At 33.5% G+C, this 20866-nt stretch carries 16 protein-coding genes and 1 tRNA gene; 5 read left to right on the top strand and 12 right to left on the bottom strand.

Annotation, left to right across the window (positions count from 1 at the left end):
- Window positions 1-90: 90 nt before the first annotated feature.
- Complete coding sequence (locus tag ACFX5D_RS02980; protein WP_379856777.1) at window positions 91-1035, top strand: HU domain-containing protein; 945 nt, start codon at window positions 91-93, stop codon at window positions 1033-1035.
- 57 nt (window positions 1036-1092) lie between these two features.
- Here the strand turns inward: ACFX5D_RS02980 and ACFX5D_RS02975 are convergent, their stop codons facing one another.
- From ACFX5D_RS02975 to ACFX5D_RS02950, 6 genes are all read right to left on the bottom strand, one after another.
- On the bottom strand, window positions 1093-3363 hold the full coding sequence (locus ACFX5D_RS02975) for a helix-turn-helix domain-containing protein (RefSeq protein WP_379856776.1): 2271 nt from the start codon (window positions 3361-3363) through the stop codon (window positions 1093-1095).
- A 295-nt stretch (window positions 3364-3658) separates the two neighbouring features.
- Complete coding sequence (locus ACFX5D_RS02970) at window positions 3659-4222, bottom strand: OmpH/Skp family outer membrane protein (RefSeq protein ID WP_379856775.1); 564 nt, start codon at window positions 4220-4222, stop codon at window positions 3659-3661.
- A 289-nt stretch (window positions 4223-4511) separates the two neighbouring features.
- Complete coding sequence (locus tag ACFX5D_RS02965) at window positions 4512-5360, bottom strand: class I SAM-dependent methyltransferase (protein ID WP_379856774.1); 849 nt, start codon at window positions 5358-5360, stop codon at window positions 4512-4514.
- A gap of 177 nt (window positions 5361-5537) precedes the next feature.
- A complete protein-coding gene (gene mnmG / locus ACFX5D_RS02960) occupies window positions 5538-7409 on the bottom strand; it encodes a tRNA uridine-5-carboxymethylaminomethyl(34) synthesis enzyme MnmG (RefSeq protein ID WP_379856773.1) in 1872 nt (623 codons plus the stop codon).
- Window positions 7410-7571: 162 nt separating this feature from the next.
- Entirely contained in the window at window positions 7572-7991 is a 420-nt protein-coding gene (ybeY, locus tag ACFX5D_RS02955; protein ID WP_379856772.1) for an rRNA maturation RNase YbeY, read from the bottom strand.
- A complete protein-coding gene (locus ACFX5D_RS02950) occupies window positions 7988-11296 on the bottom strand; it encodes a DUF4175 family protein (protein WP_379857210.1) in 3309 nt (1102 codons plus the stop codon). The genes ybeY and ACFX5D_RS02950 overlap by 4 nt, the downstream gene beginning before the upstream one ends.
- Window positions 11297-11458: 162 nt before the next feature.
- Between ACFX5D_RS02950 and gltX the strand changes: the two genes are divergently transcribed.
- Entirely contained in the window at window positions 11459-12964 is a 1506-nt protein-coding gene (gltX, locus tag ACFX5D_RS02945) for a glutamate--tRNA ligase (protein WP_379856771.1), read from the top strand.
- A 72-nt stretch (window positions 12965-13036) separates the two neighbouring features.
- Here the strand turns inward: gltX and ACFX5D_RS02940 are convergent, their stop codons facing one another.
- Window positions 13037-14452 carry a hypothetical protein gene (locus ACFX5D_RS02940; RefSeq protein ID WP_379856770.1) on the bottom strand — a complete coding sequence of 472 codons (1416 nt, stop codon included), beginning with the start codon at window positions 14450-14452 and terminating at the stop codon, window positions 13037-13039.
- Window positions 14453-14702: 250 nt separating this feature from the next.
- Window positions 14703-15344, bottom strand: coding sequence for a porin family protein (locus ACFX5D_RS02935; protein WP_379856769.1), 642 nt, complete (start codon window positions 15342-15344; stop codon window positions 14703-14705).
- Window positions 15345-15421: 77 nt separating this feature from the next.
- On the opposite strand from ACFX5D_RS02935, the gene ACFX5D_RS02930 reads away from it, so the two are divergent.
- The gene (locus tag ACFX5D_RS02930) at window positions 15422-16414 is read left to right on the top strand and encodes an SPFH domain-containing protein (protein ID WP_379856768.1); all 993 of its coding nucleotides are present in this window, start codon (window positions 15422-15424) and stop codon (window positions 16412-16414) included.
- A gap of 20 nt (window positions 16415-16434) precedes the next feature.
- Here ACFX5D_RS02930 and ACFX5D_RS02925 read toward each other — a convergent pair whose 3' ends face one another.
- The 4 genes from ACFX5D_RS02925 to ACFX5D_RS02910 all read right to left on the bottom strand — a co-directional run bounded on the left by ACFX5D_RS02925 (window position 16435) and on the right by ACFX5D_RS02910 (window position 19868).
- A complete protein-coding gene (locus tag ACFX5D_RS02925) occupies window positions 16435-16731 on the bottom strand; it encodes a DUF6327 family protein (RefSeq protein ID WP_379856767.1) in 297 nt (98 codons plus the stop codon).
- Between the two features lie 3 nt (window positions 16732-16734).
- Complete coding sequence (locus ACFX5D_RS02920) at window positions 16735-17088, bottom strand: competence protein (protein ID WP_379856766.1); 354 nt, start codon at window positions 17086-17088, stop codon at window positions 16735-16737.
- Between the two features lie 40 nt (window positions 17089-17128).
- The gene (locus ACFX5D_RS02915) at window positions 17129-17461 is read right to left on the bottom strand and encodes a YtxH domain-containing protein (RefSeq protein WP_379856765.1); all 333 of its coding nucleotides are present in this window, start codon (window positions 17459-17461) and stop codon (window positions 17129-17131) included.
- A gap of 304 nt (window positions 17462-17765) precedes the next feature.
- On the bottom strand, window positions 17766-19868 hold the full coding sequence (locus ACFX5D_RS02910) for a glutamine--tRNA ligase/YqeY domain fusion protein (RefSeq protein ID WP_379856764.1): 2103 nt from the start codon (window positions 19866-19868) through the stop codon (window positions 17766-17768).
- A 103-nt stretch (window positions 19869-19971) separates the two neighbouring features.
- Between ACFX5D_RS02910 and folB the strand changes: the two genes are divergently transcribed.
- Both folB and ACFX5D_RS02900 read left to right on the top strand, forming a co-directional pair.
- Entirely contained in the window at window positions 19972-20331 is a 360-nt protein-coding gene (gene folB, locus ACFX5D_RS02905; RefSeq protein ID WP_379852637.1) for a dihydroneopterin aldolase, read from the top strand.
- A 105-nt stretch (window positions 20332-20436) separates the two neighbouring features.
- A tRNA-Cys gene (locus tag ACFX5D_RS02900) sits at window positions 20437-20507 on the top strand.
- Window positions 20508-20866: the final 359 nt, after the last annotated feature.

Here is a 20866-nt window from a genome sequence, read left to right as displayed (position 1 = left end):
AAATTGAAATGTATAAAATTTAAAGCGGATTGTTAATAAAAATTGTGAATAAAATTTTGATACCTATATTCGTTGTATAACTTTGTAAGTATGAAAATCGAACTATACATCGCGCAGCTTTTATACCGTTATCAATGTGTAACCATTCCGGGTTTAGGAGCTTTTTTGACCGAAATTCAATCGGCTCAACTGAATGAAAGCTCGAATTCATTTTCTCCGCCAAAGAAAATGATTTCTTTCAATGCCAACCTTAAAAACAATGACGGTTTATTAGCCAATCATATTGCCCAAGCCGAGAAAACTTCTTATGAATATGCCGTTAGCGCTATTCAGTATCAAGTTTTCAATTGGAAAAAAGCATTAGAAGAAAACGGTGTTTATGCAATAAAAAATGTAGGTGATCTTTGCCTGAATGCTGATTCCAATTTAATATTTACTCCATACGACCAAACCAATTATTTGACTAATTCTTTTGGTTTAAGTCCGTTTGTTTCTCCACTTGTGAAAAGAGAAATCTTCGAACAAAAGATACAGGCGATTGAAGAAAAAGAGCCAATTGTTTTAATTCCGGAAACAAGAAGAATGAATCCGTATTTAAAATACGCTGCTATTTTTGTTTTGGGACTAGGTTTAACAGGAAGTGTTGGTTATCCAATATACCAAAACCAAATAGCAGAACAAACTACACTTGTTGAAACTGCCGTTCAAAAACAGGTTCAAAATAAAATACAGGAAGCTACTTTTTTTATCGAAACTCCAATTCCGGCTGTAATACTATCTGTAAAATCAGCTACGGAAGTAAAAATGTCCTATCATATTATGGCAGGAGTTTATAGAGAAGAAAAAAATGCACAAAAAACATTTAATCAATTAATTCATTTAGGATACAAAGCCCGCCGAATTGCTACTAATAAACATGGATTATTCCCAGTACTTTACGGAAGTTATGCTACAATTGCAGAAGCAGAGAAAGCAAAACAAGAAATTCAGAAAAAACACAATCCAGAAGCTTGGATATTGATTCAATCACTATAACAACAACAAAACCTATTCTGAACGAATAGGTTTTTTTTAGCTGTTCTTTAACGATACTTAATTCAAACTCGCTTTATACATTCGAGCCTCATCCCAAGTGAATTTTTCGCTGTTTTTTTCCATTAAAGCGTTCAGCGATTCTTCTTTATATCCTCTAAAAGCATCGGCTAATTCCTCAATTCTGTCTTGCGGCAAAACCTCCTTTATATCTATTGCTTTTTCCTGAATCAATTTGACGAAATGACTGTAAATCGTTTGTTTGGTAAGCACTCGTATGGTTGCGATATCTTGAATAGAATTTTTCTCAATCCACAATTCATAGGTTTCCTGAACCGTTGATTTTTTTGGCGCTTTTTTAGTTGCCTTTTTCGAAGTATATCGTTCTATATCTTTTTCATCATCAATCAAAGTGACATTTACATTTTTGAATTCTTCTCGAATCGCATCCGTTTTTTTGATTATATATTGCTTTATCTCTGCTGATGTCAGTTTTTCTTTGGAAATAGTTTCTCCGGAGACAACGGTTTCTATCAATAATTTGGCTTTCATTAAACGCAAAACCGCTTTCGTTTGCAACTCTTCCAAAACGATTAATTCATCGTAATAGGCTTTCACTTTCTTGATGCGTCTCACTTCTTCTAATTTCCAAAGGATTTCGTAAACTAATTTATCCATTGGAACCAGAAAATAACTGAATGCTGCTTGTATTCTGTCAAAAACATGATTTAAATCGACTGTTTCCTGTGCAAAGAGTTTATTCAATTGCAAAATGAATTTTTTGGATGGTTCCAAAAGCTGATCGATACTTTCCGTTTGCTTTTTAGCCCAAAGCGACTGTTTTGATTTGGCTGAACTTTCCGATTTATCGTTGTAACTGTATTGATGATTGCGCCATTCCTGTGCTAAATCTTGCCAATCGAAGGTGTTTATCAAGTAATTATGAATGAAATTTTTAGTCTCGAAATGCAAGGCATTCTTTAATAATTCATCAGAAGCTTTGTTTAGCGCATAATCCATCACATCCTGATCATTCAAAATCCCATTCATTCGCAGTGGAGACAGCAAAATAAGCCCCTCTAACGAACGCAAACGCGACAATGCGACATATGCCTGTCCCGGAAGGAAAACTTGCGAAACATCAAGCGCAGCTTTATCAAAAGTTAATCCTTGACTCTTATGAACCGTTATGGCCCACGCCAGCTTAATGGGATAATGAACAAAAGTCCCTAACACCTCTTCAGCAACTTCTTTGGTCGTTTCGTCTATTTTATATCTAATGTTTTGCCATTCGTATTTTTCGACTTCTATGGTTTTGTTTTCTTCAGGAAAATGTACCAGAATTTCATGGCTGGATAGCGATTTGATAACACCCATTTTTCCATTGAAATAATTTTTATCCAAAGACAAATCGTTTTTCACAAACATAATTTGCGCCCCGATTTTGAGTTTCAAATGCTCCTCAACAGGAAATATTTTATCGGGAAAATCGCCAACAATTTCCGGCTTATACGTTACCTCTTTGCCCGATAAATCTTTCAAAGCTTGTGAATTCATAGTATCTGCCTTGACATTATGCGTCGTTAGTGTAATGTAACCTTTGTTGGCTTTTAAATCAAAATCCGGTTTTACATATTGATTTAAAGCCTGGATATCTTCCTGTGAAATCTGATTGTTCCGTAAATTATTTAAGACGGCAATAAACTTATCGTCCGTTTGACGGAAAATTTTAGACAATTCAATATACAAAGGAGGGTTTTGCTGCACGACATGCGAATGGAAAAAGAACTTCCCTTTGTAATAATTGCGAAGTGTGCGCCATTCTTCATCACGGATTACGGGAGGCAATTGCAACAAATCGCCAATAAATAATACCTGAACACCGCCAAAAGGTGTGTTTCTTTTGCGAACGGTTTGCATCATATAATCCATCGCATCCAATAAATCAGCCCGAAGCATACTTACTTCATCTATGATCAGCAATTCCATATTGCGAATAACAGATTTCTTCAAACCGCTCATTTTGAAATGCCGGCGCAACGTATCTTTAGACTCGAATTTTACGCTTTCGGAAAATTGAGAATTTACATTGAATTCCGGGATAAAACCTCCAAAAGGCAACTGAAACATCGAGTGAATCGTAACACCCCCTGCATTTAAGGCCGCTATTCCCGTAGGTGCAACAACTACAGTATTCTTGTGGGTAGTTTGGATAATTTCCCTCAGCAGCGTGGTTTTTCCAGTTCCTGCTTTGCCGGTAAGAAACACCGATCGATGCGTTTGATTAATGAATTGTAAGGTATAAGCTGCGGCTTCAGAGATTGTTTGCATTTGGCGTGTATAGAGATAGCTAAAATATTGAAAATAGCAATAGTATTTTAATTTAATCGAATATTTTTTGTTTTGATTCCAATGTTTTTCAGCCCCGATAACAGCAGAAATCCAAGAGATTTATAAAGTTATTTTTTTCGGTCGGAAAAGAGCGACCGAAGCAAGCTCCTTTTAAGGGTCAGAAAAAAGTATTGTAAACGTGAGGTTGAAATGAAAAACAGGATTAAGCTACCAAAAAAAAGCCTCCAATCTAAATTTAGATGAAGGCTATATTTTGAATTAATAGTAAAAAATATTATTTTTTAACTTCTGCTTCTTTTGGAGTTACAGATTTGTATTTATCGTTCAAAGCCTTGACGATCACTTTTGTGATATCATATTTGTCTTCAGCATATAATATAGAGGCAGCATCACCTGTACCATAGATGTAAGAATATCCATTTTCTTTACCGTAGGTTTTGATGAATTTTTTTACACCACTAACCAAAGAATCCATTTCTTTCCCACTTTCTTGTTGCAACTCTTGTGATAATTGTTGTTGAGCCGCACCCAGTTGTTGCTCTCTTTTTTGTAATTCCGCTCCTTTTTGTTGCGCCCAAGCTTGACCGTTAGCTTGTGCCTGTGCTTGAAAACCGGCAGCTTCTTGCTTAAATCTTGCAATCTCAGCATCTAGTTGTCTTCCTTTTTCCGCTGATTTAGCTTTGTATTTGGCTTCAAGATCTTTTGCTTCGGTATATTCTTTCATTAACACTGAAGTATCTACGTATGCTGTTTTTACTTCCTTAACTGCAGTGGCAGGTTTATTACAAGATAGTACTGTAATTGAAAGTGCGATAATTACTAATGCTTTTTTACTCATATTTTTAATATTTCTTTTTTGATATTCGTGAATCTTCAATTTCATTTGGTGAATTTCTAATTTTTAAGTGCGTCTGACAAAAATATAAAAAAATAAGTAGCATTGACATAAAGTTTAAAAAATGCTTAACTATTTGTTGTATCGATTTTTATTATCGCAAATATCTTATTAATAATTTAAAATTATAGAAATCAGATTGTCTAGCCTTTAATTTAGCGCTCTTTCCAAAAAAAACACCCGGAAATCGGTTTTAAATATAAACAGGGCTTAAATGTGCCTACAATGCGATTTAGCTGTTTTTTATGATGTAAATATGAGAGGAGTACTCTAAATTCTTCTTGGCTTTCCAATTCGACTGTAATCCGACAAAAAACGCTTTTATAAAATTCATTTTCCCAGTTTTATATTTTTCTGAAAGCAAGGCAACGTAAAAAGAATCAAACTTCATAGGAAGTACTTTTATCAATTTCATTTTTTCTTTTTGGAAAAGAGATTGTATTGCCGTTTTGGAAAAATGCCAAAAATGAATCGGCACATCATAAGCCGCCCAAAATTTTCCATAATGTTTTGCGTCAAAAGATTTGAAATTTGGCACTGCAATTATTATCGTACCATTTGGTTTTAACAGACGTTTCAATTCTTTTATTTGTTCGTCTAAATTAGGAACATGTTCCAAAACATGCCACATCGAAATAACATCAAAAGATTGATTGTCCAATTCCGTTGTTTTCTCTACAAAAGAAACGCCCTTGTTTTTTGCGATTACTTTTGCTTTATCACTAGGCTCTACTCCTATTGTTTGCCAACCGTCTTGTTTTGCCACCGATAAAAAATCACCTGTCCCCGCTCCGATATCCAAAACCCTTCCTTTATCAGGTTGTAATGAATTAATCAAATCGAGTTTGTTTTTTAGCGCAATGTTTTTCACAAAGTGATACGCTTTTTCAAAAAACGAACGTCTACTGTCTGTATGCGAAATATAATCTACGCTTTCGTAGTATTTTCCTAAATTTTCTAAACTAGGTTGTGGAGATGTAATCAACATGTCTAAATCTTCATCATGATACAAATCAAATGTTTCTTTAGAAACGGAATAATCTTTAACGGTTAAAAAATGCTTTTTGTTTAAAATATCCATTTTTAGTTTTCAGTGGTCAGTTTTCAGTAGTCCGTTTAATAGGATTTCTAAAATTATTTTTTTAAATTAGTTAATAGTTTCACGTGGAACAATTTTTACTATTCAGTTTTCATTATCAGTATTCGTTATAAGTCACAAATCAAACTGACGACTGTACACTGATTATTGAAAACTTTCTCAACGTCCCATATAAATCAGCAGCACCGAAACATCACTTGGTGAAACACCACTAATTCGCGAGGCTTGGGAAATAGTAATCGGGCGAATCTTGCTTAACTTCTGCTTTGCCTCTATCGACATCGATTTGATTTTATTGTAATCGAAATTTTCCGGAATCTTCACATCTTCCAATCGAAGCAATTTATCAGCGTTATTTCTTTCCTTTTCGATGTATCCCGAATACTTCACCTGAATCTCGGCTTGCTCACATATTTCCTGATCTACATCATTTGCTGCAACATAAGCCGCAACTTTCTCAAATTTCATGATGTCTCCCAAATCAATTTGTGGACGCGAAAACACTTTAAACAGTTTGTCTCCTTGTGTAATTAGGGCCGTATCCTTTGATTCTAAAATAGGATTTGCTTCTGCAACTGAAACACTCGTTTCTTTGAAAAAAGCCACCATTTTTTCAGATTCATTTAATTTATGTTCCATTCTGCGCAAACGCGCTTCTGAAGCCAAACCAATTTCATGTGACATTGGCGTTAATCTAAAATCGGCATTATCCTGACGAAGTAATGTTCTATATTCTGCACGAGAAGTAAACATTCTGTATGGTTCTTCTGTACCCTTGGTAATTAAATCATCGATTAAAACACCAATATATGCTTCATCTCTTTTCAATATTAACGGCGCTTTTTCATGCACTTTTAAATGCGCATTAATTCCCGCCATCAATCCTTGAGAAGCCGCTTCTTCATATCCTGTAGTCCCATTTATTTGCCCTGCAAAATACAACCCTTCCACTAACTTTGTTTCTAAAGTATGTTTCAATTGTGTCGGAGGAAAATAATCATATTCAATAGCATATCCCGGACGGAAAAATTTCACCTTTTCAAAACCCACAACAGAACGCAATGCTTTAAATTGAATATCCTCCGGAAGCGATGTAGAAAAACCATTTACATAAACCTCACAGGTATCCCATCCTTCTGGCTCAACAAACAACTGATGTCTTTCTTTGTCAGCAAAACGATTAATCTTATCTTCAATTGACGGGCAATATCTAGGGCCCAGACTTTTTATTCTACCGTTAAACATTGGAGAACGATCAAAACCTTCTCTCAAAATATCATGCACGTCAAGCGAAGTATAGGTCATGTGACACGATCTTTGATGAATTAAAGGCGAGGTGATATCCGAATAAGAAAACTTATCTGGCTTAGCATCTCCCTTTTCTTCATTCATTTTAGAATAATCCAAAGAACGGCCATCCACTCTTGGAGGCGTTCCTGTTTTCATTCTTCCTGCTTGAAATCCTGCATTCACTAAATCTTCCGTAATTCCATAAGCGGCACTCTCGCCTGCTCTTCCTCCACCAAATTGTTTTTCGCCAATATGAATCAAACCATTTAAGAAAGTCCCATTGGTTAACACAACCGATTTAGATCGAATCTCCACTCCAAGCGAAGTGCGAATTCCCTTTATCTTATCATCTTCTATAATTAACCCTTTTACCATTTCCTGATAAAAATCGAGATTTGGAGTTCCTTCTAACATCATCCGCCATTCCTCAGCAAAACGCATACGGTCACTTTGAACCCTTGGCGACCACATTGCAGGACCTTTGGACTTGTTCAGCATCTTGAATTGAATTGCCGTTTTATCGGAAACAATTCCAGAATAACCACCTAGCGCATCAATCTCGCGAACTATCTGTCCTTTGGCAATTCCACCCATGGCAGGATTGCAAGACATTTGAGCGATGTTCTGCAAACTCATTGTAACTAATAAAGTTTTGGAACCCAAATTAGCGGCCGCAGCTGCAGCTTCTGAACCGGCGTGACCCGCACCAACAACAATTACATCGTATTCTTCTTCAAACATTTTTATATTATTTTGTCCTGAGAAAACGCAGGATTAAGATTTAAGCTTTATATAAACCGCCCAAACCTTGAGTTAATCTATTGTTCCACGTGAAACATCTAATGCAAATCTATTTTAAAACTGTTCCACGTGAAACAACCGCTCTTTTTTTCTAAACCCAACCTATAGTTCCACGTGGAACAACACAATCTTTTCATCTTCTTTAGAACGCATCAGCAGTTCCTCAGCTTCCCCTTTGTCTTTATACCCGCAATAATGCAAAATGCCATGAACCAATACGCGCTTCAATTCATCTTCAAAAACAACACTAAAATCCTTAGCATTATCCTTTACACGTTCAATAGAAACAAATATGTCACCACTCAACTCATTGCCCATAGTATAATCAAAACTAATGATGTCGGTTAATGTATCGTGATTTAGATATTCTAAATTGATTTTGTGTAAGTACTCGTCATCACAAAAGATATAATTTATTTCGCCCTCTTTCTTGTTTTCTGAAGTAATTACGTTAGTCAACCAAGCAGCAATTCCTTCTTCGTTATCTAAAGTAAAATCAGTTTCGTAATTAAAATTGATCATTTTTTATTAAAATATTCTTGAACTTTTTGATTAAAATTCGAGCGCAAAGGTAAGGATTGTCTATTTAATATTTCGATGCTATTCAAATAATCTAATAAAGCGGATGGCAATGCGTTAGATTGATTACTAAATTCCTTTTTATTGATTTCTGATTGACGCTTATTTTCTTGTCCTTGTTGCTGAACCGCTGTATTTAATTTCAATAATTCTTGTTTCACATTCAGGATTTTTTGAAGCGTCTCGTTTTTAAAACCTTTACTCAAAAGCTGTTTTTCTATTTGCTTCATCTGCTCCAAAGCACTTTGACCGTTCCCTCCTAATCCTTGTTTGTTTAATTCGTTTTGCAACGCTTCACGCAATTGCTTTTGTTCATTATAAATTTCCATAATCGCTTTAGCATCTCCTTCACCATCTTCGCCGTTTTCTCCGTTTTCTCCATTTTGACCAGTTCCCTTTTTACCTTTTTCACCTTCCCCTGGTTTTTGACCTTCTCCTGATTTCTTCCCTTTCTCTATTCCATCTTTCATTTTTTGGCCAAGTCCTTCCTGCTTTTTAATAATATCCGGCAACTGCATTCCTTGTCCCTCACCTAGTTTAGGTTTACCGGAACCCATTGCGGACAATGACATTTGCATCCCATTTAAAATTTCGCTCAAAAAATCAGCCAGTTTATTGGCCGCCGAAATCGTATACTGCTGATGTGACAATCCTTTTGAAATTTGTGAGTCCGATAAAGTCTCCAGCGATTTATCAATATTGTAATGAACATTACCTATTTCTTTCGTTACCTCCTCCGCAATTTTTTGGTTTCGTAAGGATAGCGCAAACAAACTATCATCGACATGTTTGAATTGTTGTTTTAATTTTTGCTGTACTTTAATATTTTTATTAAAAGAAGGAGACCCGGTTTTCAGCCCTCTGAACTGCAGCATCACATCTTCCTGAGACAATGAAAATGCCAACAAATTATCTAAAATTTGTCTCAACATTTTCACATCTTCGTCCAGTTGTTCTTTCTCTGCACCTTCCATCCCTTGTTTCATTTTCATGGACATCTCTTTCATTTTCTTAGAAGCACTTTTTTGTTTAGGTTTAGCTTTAGATTGACTTTCCTTTTTTAATTCTTCGAAAGCTTTCTTCAAATCATCATCAATGCTTTTTTCTTTCTCCGTATCTTTTGGAAGATCCATTGGGGATTTAAGATCCTTATTTTCCTTTTCCAAATCTTTTAAATCGTCTTGAATTTTATCAAAAGTATCATTTATTTCCTGCTGTTTCTCTGATTTATTTTCCTTTTCGTTATCCGATAATTCATTTTGTTTCTCAGAAAGCTTGCTTAATTTATCCGAAATTTGTTTCGCTTTTTTATCGACATAATAACGCTTAGTCAGTTCAACTAATTGCGCTAAGTTTTTAGTTTGGTTTTTACTATTTTGCTTAAATTTTTCTAATTTATCCAGCAAGTCTTCATTTTTGATTTTATCATTTAATGCTTTTAATTCCTCTAATAATTTTTGATTTTTATCTAAATCTTTATCGGCTTTATCTAATCGTTTTTGTAAATCTTCTTTTAGTTCGTCTTTTTTATCTGTTTTGAATTTATCTAAATTGTCTTTCATTTTCTCCGCAAATTCCTTCATCATTTCATCTTGTTGCATTTGACGCTGGATAAAATCATTTACTTTCTGCTGATCATTAAATTCTAAATTGTCTTTTTCCTTTCCGCTCTTTTGAATTTTTTCAATGGCAGAGATTTGTTTGTCCTGATTTTTTAAAGACTTCTCTAAACTATTAATATTATCATTTTGTTGTTTCAAAACCTGATCATCCTTTTCTTCATCTGTAGAAACTCGATTTGAGAAAACAGATGATTTCGTGCTTTTAAAACGATGGATTGCATCATTATCAAAAACCTCAAAATAATAATCATACGACTTGCCTTGCTCTACCGGAAGGTTTCCAGGAAAAGTAAATACGAACTGATCAAATACAGATGCCTTCACAACAATTATTCCACGTTTGGCCGTTTGTGGCTTGTCTCTTTCATAATAAACCACTTGCAGTTTAGACAACCCATAATCGTCAGAAATTTGTCCCAATACATAGTTTTTATCCACCTTCAAACTGTCAGGAGCAGTATTGACTCGGATAGTTGGGAACTGATCTTTAATTATTGAAAGCTGATAATCCAACTTTTCATAGTTTTTTACTTTATCATTCGAGGTAAGAATTTGATATTCTGTATTTTGAAGAATATATTTTGATAAAGTGAACGTGTTTTCAGCTTTCGAAAAAGGAAAAATGGATGATGCCTCCTTCAAAACCACATTCTCGGTTGCTTGAGTGTTCATTTTCCAAGTAACTCTGGTTCCTTCCGGAATTATAGCGTTTCCGGTTCCTTTGATGTATTCCGGTTTTCTATTCAGATAAGACGGAAAATTTAATGACATTTCAAAATTAGAAATAGATGGTACAGTCACTACTTTCAATTCATAATCCTCAGAAGAAATCCCATTGGCCTCCACGTGAAACAAAATATCTTTCGCCGGTTTCGAAATCTTAAATTGGAAATCCCCGGATTTAGTGGTTTCCATGAAATAACTTTCATCGTTAATAAAGATTGTGGCGTTTTCAGGAACAACTTTCCCCTCTGTTTTTACATGAACGACGAAATCTTTACTTTGTTCTGTTTGCAGATTCTCATTTAAAAGAATGAATTTGAATGGTGCCGGAGGTAAAAATGGAGAATTAAAATGCACTACTCTATTCAAACTTTGAGAAAGTATTGTACTGTTACCCGACAAATAAAAGAAAGATAACACCACGATAGGAAACAAAGCCAGCGGCAAAAACTTCTTATTCTTATTTAAATTAATCGCGTTCCCAAAAGGAATTGGCTGCAAAGTTTTCGCTTTCTGTTCTATTGAAGCTATTAATAATTCGGATTGATCTGTATCATTTGATAATTGTAAAAAATTAGTCAGCTTATCACTTACTTCGGTAAAATGATTTCCGATAATGTTTGATGCCTGTTTGTAATCAATTCCTTTTTGAAGCTTGAACAGTTTAAATATTGGAAACAAAATAAATCGGAACAACAGTAAAACTTCAATAGCAACAAAAGTCCAAAACAAGAACCTTCTTCCCATTGGCTTAAGCCAAAGAAAATACTCCACAAAAAGAGTGAACAAAAAATACAACAACCCTAAACCGACGAAGAATAACAATCCTCGTATCAGTTCATTGGTGTAATACTTTTTGATAAAAGCCTCCAATTTTTTAAAAATAACATTTCCTGTCTCCAAAATTTCTAACTTATTTGTAATAACCAATAAAAGTACTAATTTTTAATTAGAAAATTTATCAAATAGAAGATTAGAAAATGAACCAATTGTCTGAATTATCCAATTACAAACATTTTCTCATTGTCTAATTAGAGTTGTATCTTTGCCACAAAATTTATAAAAATGTCGAAGCAAGTTCGTGTGCGTTTTGCACCAAGTCCAACTGGACCTTTACATATTGGCGGAGTTCGTACCGCATTATTCAATTATTTGTTTGCAAAAAAAAATAATGGTGTATTTTTCTTAAGAATTGAAGATACCGACCAAAACCGTTATGTTCCAGGTGCCGAAGAATATATTATGGAAGCACTGCAATGGTTAGGAATTGCACCAGATGAAACGATTGGAAAGAATGAAAAATTTGGTCCTTACCGTCAAAGCGAAAGAAAAGATTTGTACAAACAATATGCTGATCAGTTAATCAATTCCGGTAATGCGTATTATGCTTTTGATACAGCAGAAGCTTTGGATGCAGCAAGAAAAGTCAAAGAAGAACAAGGTAAAACCTTTATATATAATCACAATAACAGAGAAAAATTAGATACTTCTTTAGTCATTTCTTCTGACGAAACTGCCAAAAGAATTACTGATGGAGAACATTATGTGATCCGTTTTAAAACTCCGGTAAACGAAACATTGCATTTACAAGACATCATTCGTGGTGCCGTAAAATTTGAAACAAATCTTTTAGACGATAAAGTTTTGTTTAAAAGCGATGGTATGCCAACCTATCATTTAGCTAATATCGTGGATGATCATTTAATGGAAACTAGTCACGTGATTCGTGGTGAAGAATGGTTGCCATCGATGCCTTTGCATGTTTTATTGTACAGAGCTTTTGGTTGGGAAGCACCAGAATTTGCACATTTACCATTGATTATGAAACCTATCGGCAACGGAAAGTTATCCAAACGTGATGGTGACAAAATGGGATTCCCTGTATTTCCATTGGATTGGAAAACCGAAGAAGGCGTTTCATCAGGATACAGAGAAAAAGGGTTCTTTCCAGAAGCCGTTATCAACTTCCTGGCTTTATTAGGATGGAACGACGGAACGGAAAAAGAATTATATACGCTTGAAGAATTAGTTCAAGCATTCGATTTGAGTCGAGTACATAAAGCCGGAGCTAAATTTGACCCGGAAAAAAACAAATGGTTCAATCATCAATATTTGGTTAAACAGAAAAATGAAGATTTGGCGAAAGCCTTCGCTCCTATTTTGATTGAAAAAGGTTTCAATGTTTCTGAAAACGTAGTAACAAAAGTGGTTTCTTTAATCAAAGAACGCGCTCATTTTGTTTCGGAATTTTGGGAACTATGTGATTTCTTTTTTGTGGCTCCAACATCGTATGATGAAAAAGCAAGCAAAAACTGGAAAGCAGAAACACCGGCATTAATGCAAGAATTGATATCCGTTGTAAAGGAAATAACTGATTTCACCTCAATGAATATCGAAACCATCGTAAAAGACTGGATGACGAAAAACGAAATAGGAATGGGCAAAGTAATGCAACCGTTTCGATTGAGTTTGGTTGGCGCACTGAAAGGTCCTCACCTATTTGATATCGTTGAAGTAATTGGAAAAGACGAAACGATTAATAGAATTCAGAAAGCGATAGCTACTTTATAAAAACAAGAAGAATAAAAAAAGCTTCCAACCTTTTGAAGGCTGGAAGCTTTTTAATTAGACCCTCTTTTACGATTAGGCTTTAAAGAAAGTTACTTTATAATAGTCTTTATTATCTGATTCTAGTAACCAAATGCCTTTATCTGAAAATATCGTACTGAAATATAATTTGTTTTTATTGTCAATGCTTTTTAAATAGTCTGCCACTTTCATATTGGAATCTATAGCAACTAAACCGTCATAATCAAACACTTTGTTTTTATATCCTTCATATTCATAAAAAGAAAGAAGAAAGTATCGAACGTCCGACATTAGTGTAAAAATTTTATCTTTCTTATAAGAAATCTTGTTTTTGTTTAAAATAGTACCCGTGTTTTTATTTAAAAAACTATAGTGAACGTACTCTTTTGAAAAATCAGTACCTGTAGAAAAATACAACTTATCTTTAGAAAACTTGAGGTTAGAAAACAATCGTAACAAATGTGTTTTGTCGTTAAACTCTTTCTTATCATCTATAGTATTAATAGATTCCCATATTTTTTTTCCTGTTTTATCAAATTTAAAAATATAATAACCTAAAGCAGAATTATCATAATTTAATCCTTTTGATTTTTCTCCAAACAAACCATAAATATATACCTCTCCTGTTTTCGCATCTTGCAAAAAATTATTAATAGACAAATCATCTACAAAAATTGGAATTGAATAACTATTAGCTCCAGTCCCACTAGTAGTTCCTGCAAATCCACCACCATTATTAGAATAAATTAAGAAATAATTATTTAAATTGATTACAAAAGAGGTTTCATTAAGTTTCTTCCCTTCCATATTATAATTTGTTCTATATAAAATAGTTGTTTTATAATCTTTAGAAATAGACTTGGTAATAATTTCAAAAGCTTCTGTGTTAGTTATAATAGCAGCAAACCCCAAATCCTTGTCAGGTTTTATAAACGAATCTCCCTTTAATCTAGTGATATCAGGTTTTTCTATACTGAATCTATTATTTACTCTAGTGAAAATATCAGTAACTTCTAAAAAAAGATCGTCTTTTTCAAAATCAATAGTGTTTTTCGATTTTTGATCAGTAAAACCAAGCTCATATTTATCGTTAAAACAATTAATTTTTTTATTATTAAATTCTGTAGAATTAGTCAAATATGCAGCTGATTTCATCATTTGATCTCTAATTATTTCTGCAGAACTAATGTGGGAAAGTGAGTTTATAAATAGCCTATGATTGCTCTTTTTTAATTCAGAAAAATCAGTGAAAGAAGTTGAATTCTCATTCACAATATATTTATACGATTTTCCATATGAAAACTTTGAAAAATCACTAATTTTAATAGTGTTTTCTGCAACAGAAAAATTAGAATTCATAAGTTCAGCATTTTCAACCAAAATCTCTTTTTTTCCATTACTATCAAATTTATTAATATTAGTAATCAATCTATTAGTAGACATAGATTTATATTCTCCTTTTTCTATCACTAACTTATCACTTTTTGGAAGATAATTGTAGCTCAATGGTACATTATCCTTTTCAAACTTTTCCTCTACAATAGTGGTCTGAGCATTCATATAAATGCTAGAAAGTAATACAAAATAAAAAAGTGGCTTCTTCATAAATAAGTTTAGTTATTAAGTTAAAAATAGAAATCCCTCAAATGTTTTACATTTGAGGGATTTCTATTTTAATTTTTTAAGATATTTTAATAAAATTTTTCCTATAATTAAAATTTTATAAATAAAGAATCAAATTACCATTGATAATTCCAGGATTTCCTTTGAAATTTACACCTAAATTCTTCGTGTTCAAGTTACCCAACATATTGTTCAGACCATATTGATAAGATACATTAACCCGGAAATGGCGAACTCCCGCGGTTATTCCTACGGTTGGATAGAAATTAAATTTAGAAATATCCACAATATCTTTGGCTAACAATGTGGTTCCTGAAATGTTGTTATTTTCTTTATTAGAATCAATTTTAAATTTTCCGTTCACTTGAACCAGAGGCCCAAATTCAACACTTAAATGATTTTCGATCAATTTATAACTCAACTGCAGCGATATCTGAGCTGATGATAATTTGTAATTCACGGCTTCATTTGCTAAAAAAAAGCTTTTGGTGGCAACCGTAAAATTGTTTTCGCTAAACTGCAAAGCATAAACCATATCCCAATTATTATAGAAATTTCCTCTCACGGAAAGTCCACCGTTCCATCCTGAACCAGCATTCGTCTGGAAATTACTAGTATTCAATGTAAACTGATTTACTCCAAAAGTAATCCCGATCCTATTGGCATCTCTATAATTATATTGCGCAAAACCAGCAATTGAAATGAGTATAAAAACACTAGTTAAACCTATCTTTTTCATGTTTTAAAATTTAATTAGAACAAACCTAAAGTTTTTTTGTAATTTAACGGTAACTTATTAATTAAATTATTCATACTATGAACATTACACTAATTATTATTATTGTCTTCGGATTATTTATTTTACTATCTTCCTTTTTTACGGTCAAACAGCAAACCTCGGTTATCATTGAACGCTTTGGAAAATTCTTAAGTGTAAGGCAATCGGGGCTTCAACTTAAAATTCCTTTAATCGACCGAATTGCCGGACGCGTTAATCTAAAAATCCAACAGTTAGATGTTATCATCGAAACCAAAACGAAAGACAATGTTTTTGTAAAACTAAAAGTATCAGTACAATTTATGGTGATCAAAGAAACCGTTTATGATGCTTTTTACAAATTGGAATATCCTCATGACCAAATTACTTCTTACGTATTTGATGTCGTGCGTGCCGAAGTTCCAAAATTAAAACTAGATGATGTTTTTGAACGAAAAGATGACATTGCAATTGCTGTAAAAAGAGAATTGAACGAGGCAATGACTACTTATGGATATACCATTATCAATACTTTGGTTACTGATATTGACCCGGATATTCAAGTAAAAAATGCGATGAACAGAATTAATGCAGCGGACAGAGAAAAAACAGTAGCAGAATTTGAAGCTGAAGCATCCAGAATTAGAATTGTGGCTAAAGCCAAAGCAGAAGCAGAAAGCAAACGTTTACAAGGACAGGGAATTGCGGATCAACGCCGTGAAATTGCAAGAGGTTTGGTAGAAAGTGTGGATGTTTTAAACAAAGTGGGGATAAACTCTCAGGAAGCTTCGGCGCTTATTGTGGTGACACAGCATTATGATACTTTGCAAGCCATTGGCGCAGACGCTAACTCTAATTTAATATTGTTACCCAATTCTCCCCAAGCCGGAAGTGACATGCTGAATAACATGGTGGCTTCTTTCAGCGCATCTAATCAAGTGGGCGAAATGATGAAAAATAAGAATAAAAAAAGAAAACCAAAAGCGGGTGAGGAATCTCATACAGCTCATCAAACACCTCCCACTCCGGAAGAACCTGAAATAGAAATATAACACTACACAAAAAAAGAGGCTTAATTGCCTCTTTTTAGTTTTGATACCCATTTGAGAACCTTTGGAAAAACCTTGGAAACAAATGGAACTGCTTTAATAACGTACGGTATTGCAAGATTTACTAGCGTCCCATAATTACCTGAAAACGCATTCAACGAAGAACCTATTACTCCACTAACAATGTTTTGTGGTGTCAAACTCTCTTTGGTTTTTTTGATCCCGCAAACCAATTTTTGATAACTGATTTCTTTTTCTATTTTCAATATTTCCAATTCCCTATCAATCTGAGCATAGGATGAATATTTTCTTGTTTCCATGATTTAGTCGTCGTTAAAAAATATTTCAGAAAATTTTTCTAATACTGATCCTTCAAAAAACCGATCTCTGATTGTAAATAAAAGACCTGTTAAGACAAGGTATACCCCTGCTATACTTAAAAATCCTAATGGATAACTGTCTAAATATTTGCCTATTGCCAAAGCTCCAGCTATGGAACAAAATAATAAAACAATACCAAAACATATAAAAATCAACGTGAACTTAAGAATCATGGTAGTTGATTTCATAGCAACCTTAAAACCCCATAATTTGTAATAAGCCACATTGCTTTCCAAAAAAGACTGCAGCTGTTCTTGAATATTCTCTGTGTTTTCTTTCAACTCTTCAAAAGCCATATATCTGTTTTTTAATATTAATTAGTACTGGTAACCAATATTATTTTTGAAGCTTCGCATTTTGCGCTTTCAAACTAGCTAATTTTTCTTCTAAAAAAGAAATTACATCTTCGGTTTTATGACTCACATTGGAAAGCATCTCATCATAAGTATCCTGCAAATTATTTTGCTTGAAAAGAGAAATTTTATGTTTCAACTCATCAGCTGCATTTTCATATTTATGTTTCAAATTATTTTTGGTATCATCATAGCCATCTTTAATTTTTTCTCTGGTTTTGGAACCTTTGTCTGGTGCATATAAAATTCCGAATCCAGCGCCAATAGCTGCACCCGTTAATAAAGCCAATAATGTACTTCCTGCGTTATTTGACATAATTTCTGTTTTTGTTGTTAATAACCTAAATCTACGGATTTTATTAACATCGTGTTGTTAACAAGCCGTTAAATTGTTTTTCGTAAGACCAAAACAGTAAATAAAGGACGCTGTTGTTCAAAAAACAACAAAATATAACCCAAGTGGTGAAACTTAAAAAACTACTTTAAATTCAATTTATGTAAGTTGTTTTTAATTGCTAAATCTTATGTTTATTACTTTTTTAATAAGAATTTACTATAATAACAAAAAGCGCCTTTTAAGGGCGCCTTCAATTAAAAAAATCTATATTGTTTATAGAGCGCTATAATTTTAAATCATTTAATAATTTTAAAACTTTCTCGTTTTTTTCAACATTTTTAATTTCTGAAAGTTGAGTTTCAAAAAGACTGTAATTATTTAAATCATTTTGTAAATTCTGAATCGCTAAAATTCTAACGGTGGCCATTTGACTTTTTATAGACATCGAATACAATTTAGTCAACGACTCTTCTTCTATGTCTTTAATTTTAACTTTATCAGAATAGTACAAAATCAAATTAGAAAACAACAGGGAGTTATTATCATTCTTAATATTTTTGACAATTGTCTGAATAATTAAACTGTAATTATCAATACTTTTTATGTTTTGAATAATAGAATTTAAAATCAAAACCGCATTATTCTCGTCTTTTTCCTTTACATATTTATTGATTTCCTTTTGAGTATTCATCAATAAATTTTCTTCCTTCTTGCCTTTTTCTTCCCAAGCATCTTTCAAACCAACCGTTTTATTAAAGACAATTTTACCTTCGGTTGTATCTTTATCAACATTGAAATAACCCAAACGTTGAAACTGAAATTTTTCATCCGCTTTTATGTCTAATAAACTTGGCTCAACAAATCCTTTTACAATTTGCAATGAACTAGGATTGATAAATTCTAAGAAATTTTTCTCTTTATGACTGTCTGGCGCTTCATCTATAAACAAACGATCATACAAACGAACTTCGACCTCTAAAGCATGTTGTATAGAAACCCAATGCAAGGTTCCTGCCACTTTACGCTGACTGGCTTCACTCCCACTTCCACTTCGGCTGTCTTCATCATAAGTAACATGTATTTCCTTTATGTTTCCAGCAGCATCTTTTACAACACTTTCACCTTTGATGATATAAGCATTTTTAAGACGAACTTCTCTGCCTAAACTCAAACGGAAAAATTTAGCTGGTGCTTCTTCAAGAAAATCTTCTCTCTCAATGTATAATTCTCTTGAAAAAGGAACTGTTCTGAATCCTGCACTTTCATCTTCCTGATTATTTTCGGCTTCAAGCCATTCTTCTTTATCTGCTTGATAATTAGTAATAATCAATTTTATTGGATCCAAAACTGCCATAACTCTCGGAGCCGTCTTGTTTAAATCTTCCCGTAAGCAAAATTCCAAAAGTGAAAAATCGATGACATTTTCTCTTTTGGCAACCCCAATGATATCACAAAATTTACGAATAGAAGCAGCTGTGTAACCACGTCGTCTCAATCCTGAAATGGTAGGCATTCTGGGATCATCCCAACCATTTACTATATTTTCCTTAACCAGTTGCAGTAGTTTTCTCTTACTCATTACCGTGTAATTCAAGTTCAAACGAGCAAATTCATATTGATGTGGCCTTACTTTTGTATCATCATAAATTTGGTCTAAAAACCAATTGTATAATTCACGGTGCATAACAAATTCCAGCGTACAGATAGAATGCGAAATCTGTTCGATATAATCACTTTCACCATGTGCGAAATCATACATAGGATAGATTTTCCAATCGTTACCAGTTCTGTGATGATGACGGTGTAAAATACGATACATCAAAGGATCACGCATCAACATATTAGTTGATTTCATATCAATTTTGGCACGTAAAACATGACTTCCTTCCGGAAAATCACCCTTTTTCATTCCTTCAAATAAACTAAGATTTTCTTCTATTGAACGGTTTCTATAAGGACCATCAATACCCGGTTGTGTTGGCGTCCCTTTTTGAAGCGCCATATCTTCGGAAGATTGACTGTCTATATACGCTTTTCCGTTTCTAATCATGGCAACCGCCCAATCGTATAACTGCTCAAAATAATCAGAAGAGTATAATTCTTCCGTCCAATTATAACCCAACCATTGCAAATCTTCCTTGATAGCGTCAACATATTCCTGCTCTTCTTTGGCTGGATTAGTGTCATCAAAACGCAAGTTAACTGGCGCATTGTACTTTAACCCCAAACCAAAATTTAAGCAAATCGATTTGGCGTGACCAATATGCAAATACCCATTAGGTTCCGGCGGAAAACGAAAACGTAATTTATCTTTAGGAAAACCGCTTGATAAACTGTCTTCAATGATTTGTTCTATAAAATGGAGCGATTTTTCTTCGGTTGACATATTTTTTCTTAATTTTAGCAAAGATAAAAAAAAGGTTTAAGGTTTACGGTTTAAACTTCATACTAAGAACCCTAAAATTTAAAGCCAAAACAGTAGATAAAAAATGGGATTTATAAAATTAAAAAACATCAGAACCTTCTCCTATCATGGTTGTTTAATTGAAGAGAGCAAAATAGGTTCCGATTACAGAGTAGATTTAAAAATAAAAACAGATTTACGACAGTCCTCATTATCAGATGAATTAAATGACACCGTAGATTATGTGCATTTAAATCGAATTGTAGAAGAAGAAATGGCCATTAGATCCAACTTATTGGAACATGTGGCACAACGTATAATCACTAGGACATTCAAAGAAATTCCTTCTATTTCCAGAGTAATTTTAGAAGTTTCAAAATTAAATCCTCCTATTGGTGGTGATGTTGAAGCAGTTACTATAGAAATGGATGAAACTAGAAGTTAGGTTAATTACGAATTACGAATTGGCGATAACAAATTTTAAAAACTTTGTGGTTATTGGCTTTCCTCTTTTAACTTTTTTAGTATATTTGCACACCAATAAATAATTGGCGTCGTGGCCGAGTGGCTAGGCTGGGCTCTGCAAAAGCTCCTACTCCGGTTCGAATCCGGACGATGCCTCTAAAACCTTCAAAGCAATTTGAAGGTTTTTTTATGTCAAATTTTTAGGAAAAATTAAGTAAAGATAGGGTTCGAATCCAGACACAACTCTAATCTTTCAAAGCAATTTGGAGATTTTTTTATGGCTAATTTTTAGGAAAAATTAAGTAAAGACAGGGTTCGAATCCAGACACAACTTTAATCTTTCAAAGCAATTTGGAGGTTTTTTTATGGCTAATTTTCAGGAAAAATTAAGTAAAGATAGGGTTCGAATCCAGACACAACTTTAATCTTTCAAAGCAATTTGGAGGTTTTTTTATGGCTAATTTTCAGGAAAAATTAAGTAAAGATAGGGTTCGAATCCAGACACAACTTTAATC

This window comes from Flavobacterium fructosi, assembly GCF_042787335.1.
GTDB classification, from domain to species: domain Bacteria; phylum Bacteroidota; class Bacteroidia; order Flavobacteriales; family Flavobacteriaceae; genus Flavobacterium; species Flavobacterium fructosi.
The sequence above is the reverse complement of the archived record's forward strand: the minus strand, read 5'-3'. Positions and strand labels throughout refer to the sequence as shown.

Excerpts from the sequence above, each read along its gene's own strand:
- ACFX5D_RS02915 (WP_379856765.1), bottom strand. The coding sequence starts at position 17,461 with ATGTCAAATAACGCAGGAAGTACATTATTGGCTTTATTAACGGGTGCA.
- ybeY (WP_379856772.1), bottom strand. The coding sequence starts at position 7,991 with ATGATCAATTTTAATTACGAAACTGATTTTACTTTAGATAACGAAGAA.
- ACFX5D_RS02920 (WP_379856766.1), bottom strand. The coding sequence starts at position 17,088 with ATGGCTTTTGAAGAGTTGAAAGAAAACACAGAGAATATTCAAGAACAG.
- mnmG (WP_379856773.1), bottom strand. The coding sequence starts at position 7,409 with ATGTTTGAAGAAGAATACGATGTAATTGTTGTTGGTGCGGGTCACGCC.
- ACFX5D_RS02935 (WP_379856769.1), bottom strand. The coding sequence starts at position 15,344 with ATGAAAAAGATAGGTTTAACTAGTGTTTTTATACTCATTTCAATTGCT.
- ACFX5D_RS02965 (WP_379856774.1), bottom strand. The coding sequence starts at position 5,360 with ATGGATATTTTAAACAAAAAGCATTTTTTAACCGTTAAAGATTATTCC.
- gltX (WP_379856771.1), top strand. The coding sequence starts at position 11,459 with ATGTCGAAGCAAGTTCGTGTGCGTTTTGCACCAAGTCCAACTGGACCT.
- folB (WP_379852637.1), top strand. The coding sequence starts at position 19,972 with ATGGGATTTATAAAATTAAAAAACATCAGAACCTTCTCCTATCATGGT.
- ACFX5D_RS02910 (WP_379856764.1), bottom strand. The coding sequence starts at position 19,868 with ATGTCAACCGAAGAAAAATCGCTCCATTTTATAGAACAAATCATTGAA.
- ACFX5D_RS02970 (WP_379856775.1), bottom strand. The coding sequence starts at position 4,222 with ATGAGTAAAAAAGCATTAGTAATTATCGCACTTTCAATTACAGTACTA.
- ACFX5D_RS02925 (WP_379856767.1), bottom strand. The coding sequence starts at position 16,731 with ATGGAAACAAGAAAATATTCATCCTATGCTCAGATTGATAGGGAATTG.
- ACFX5D_RS02930 (WP_379856768.1), top strand. The coding sequence starts at position 15,422 with ATGAACATTACACTAATTATTATTATTGTCTTCGGATTATTTATTTTA.
- ACFX5D_RS02980 (WP_379856777.1), top strand. The coding sequence starts at position 91 with ATGAAAATCGAACTATACATCGCGCAGCTTTTATACCGTTATCAATGT.
- ACFX5D_RS02975 (WP_379856776.1), bottom strand. The coding sequence starts at position 3,363 with ATGCAAACAATCTCTGAAGCCGCAGCTTATACCTTACAATTCATTAAT.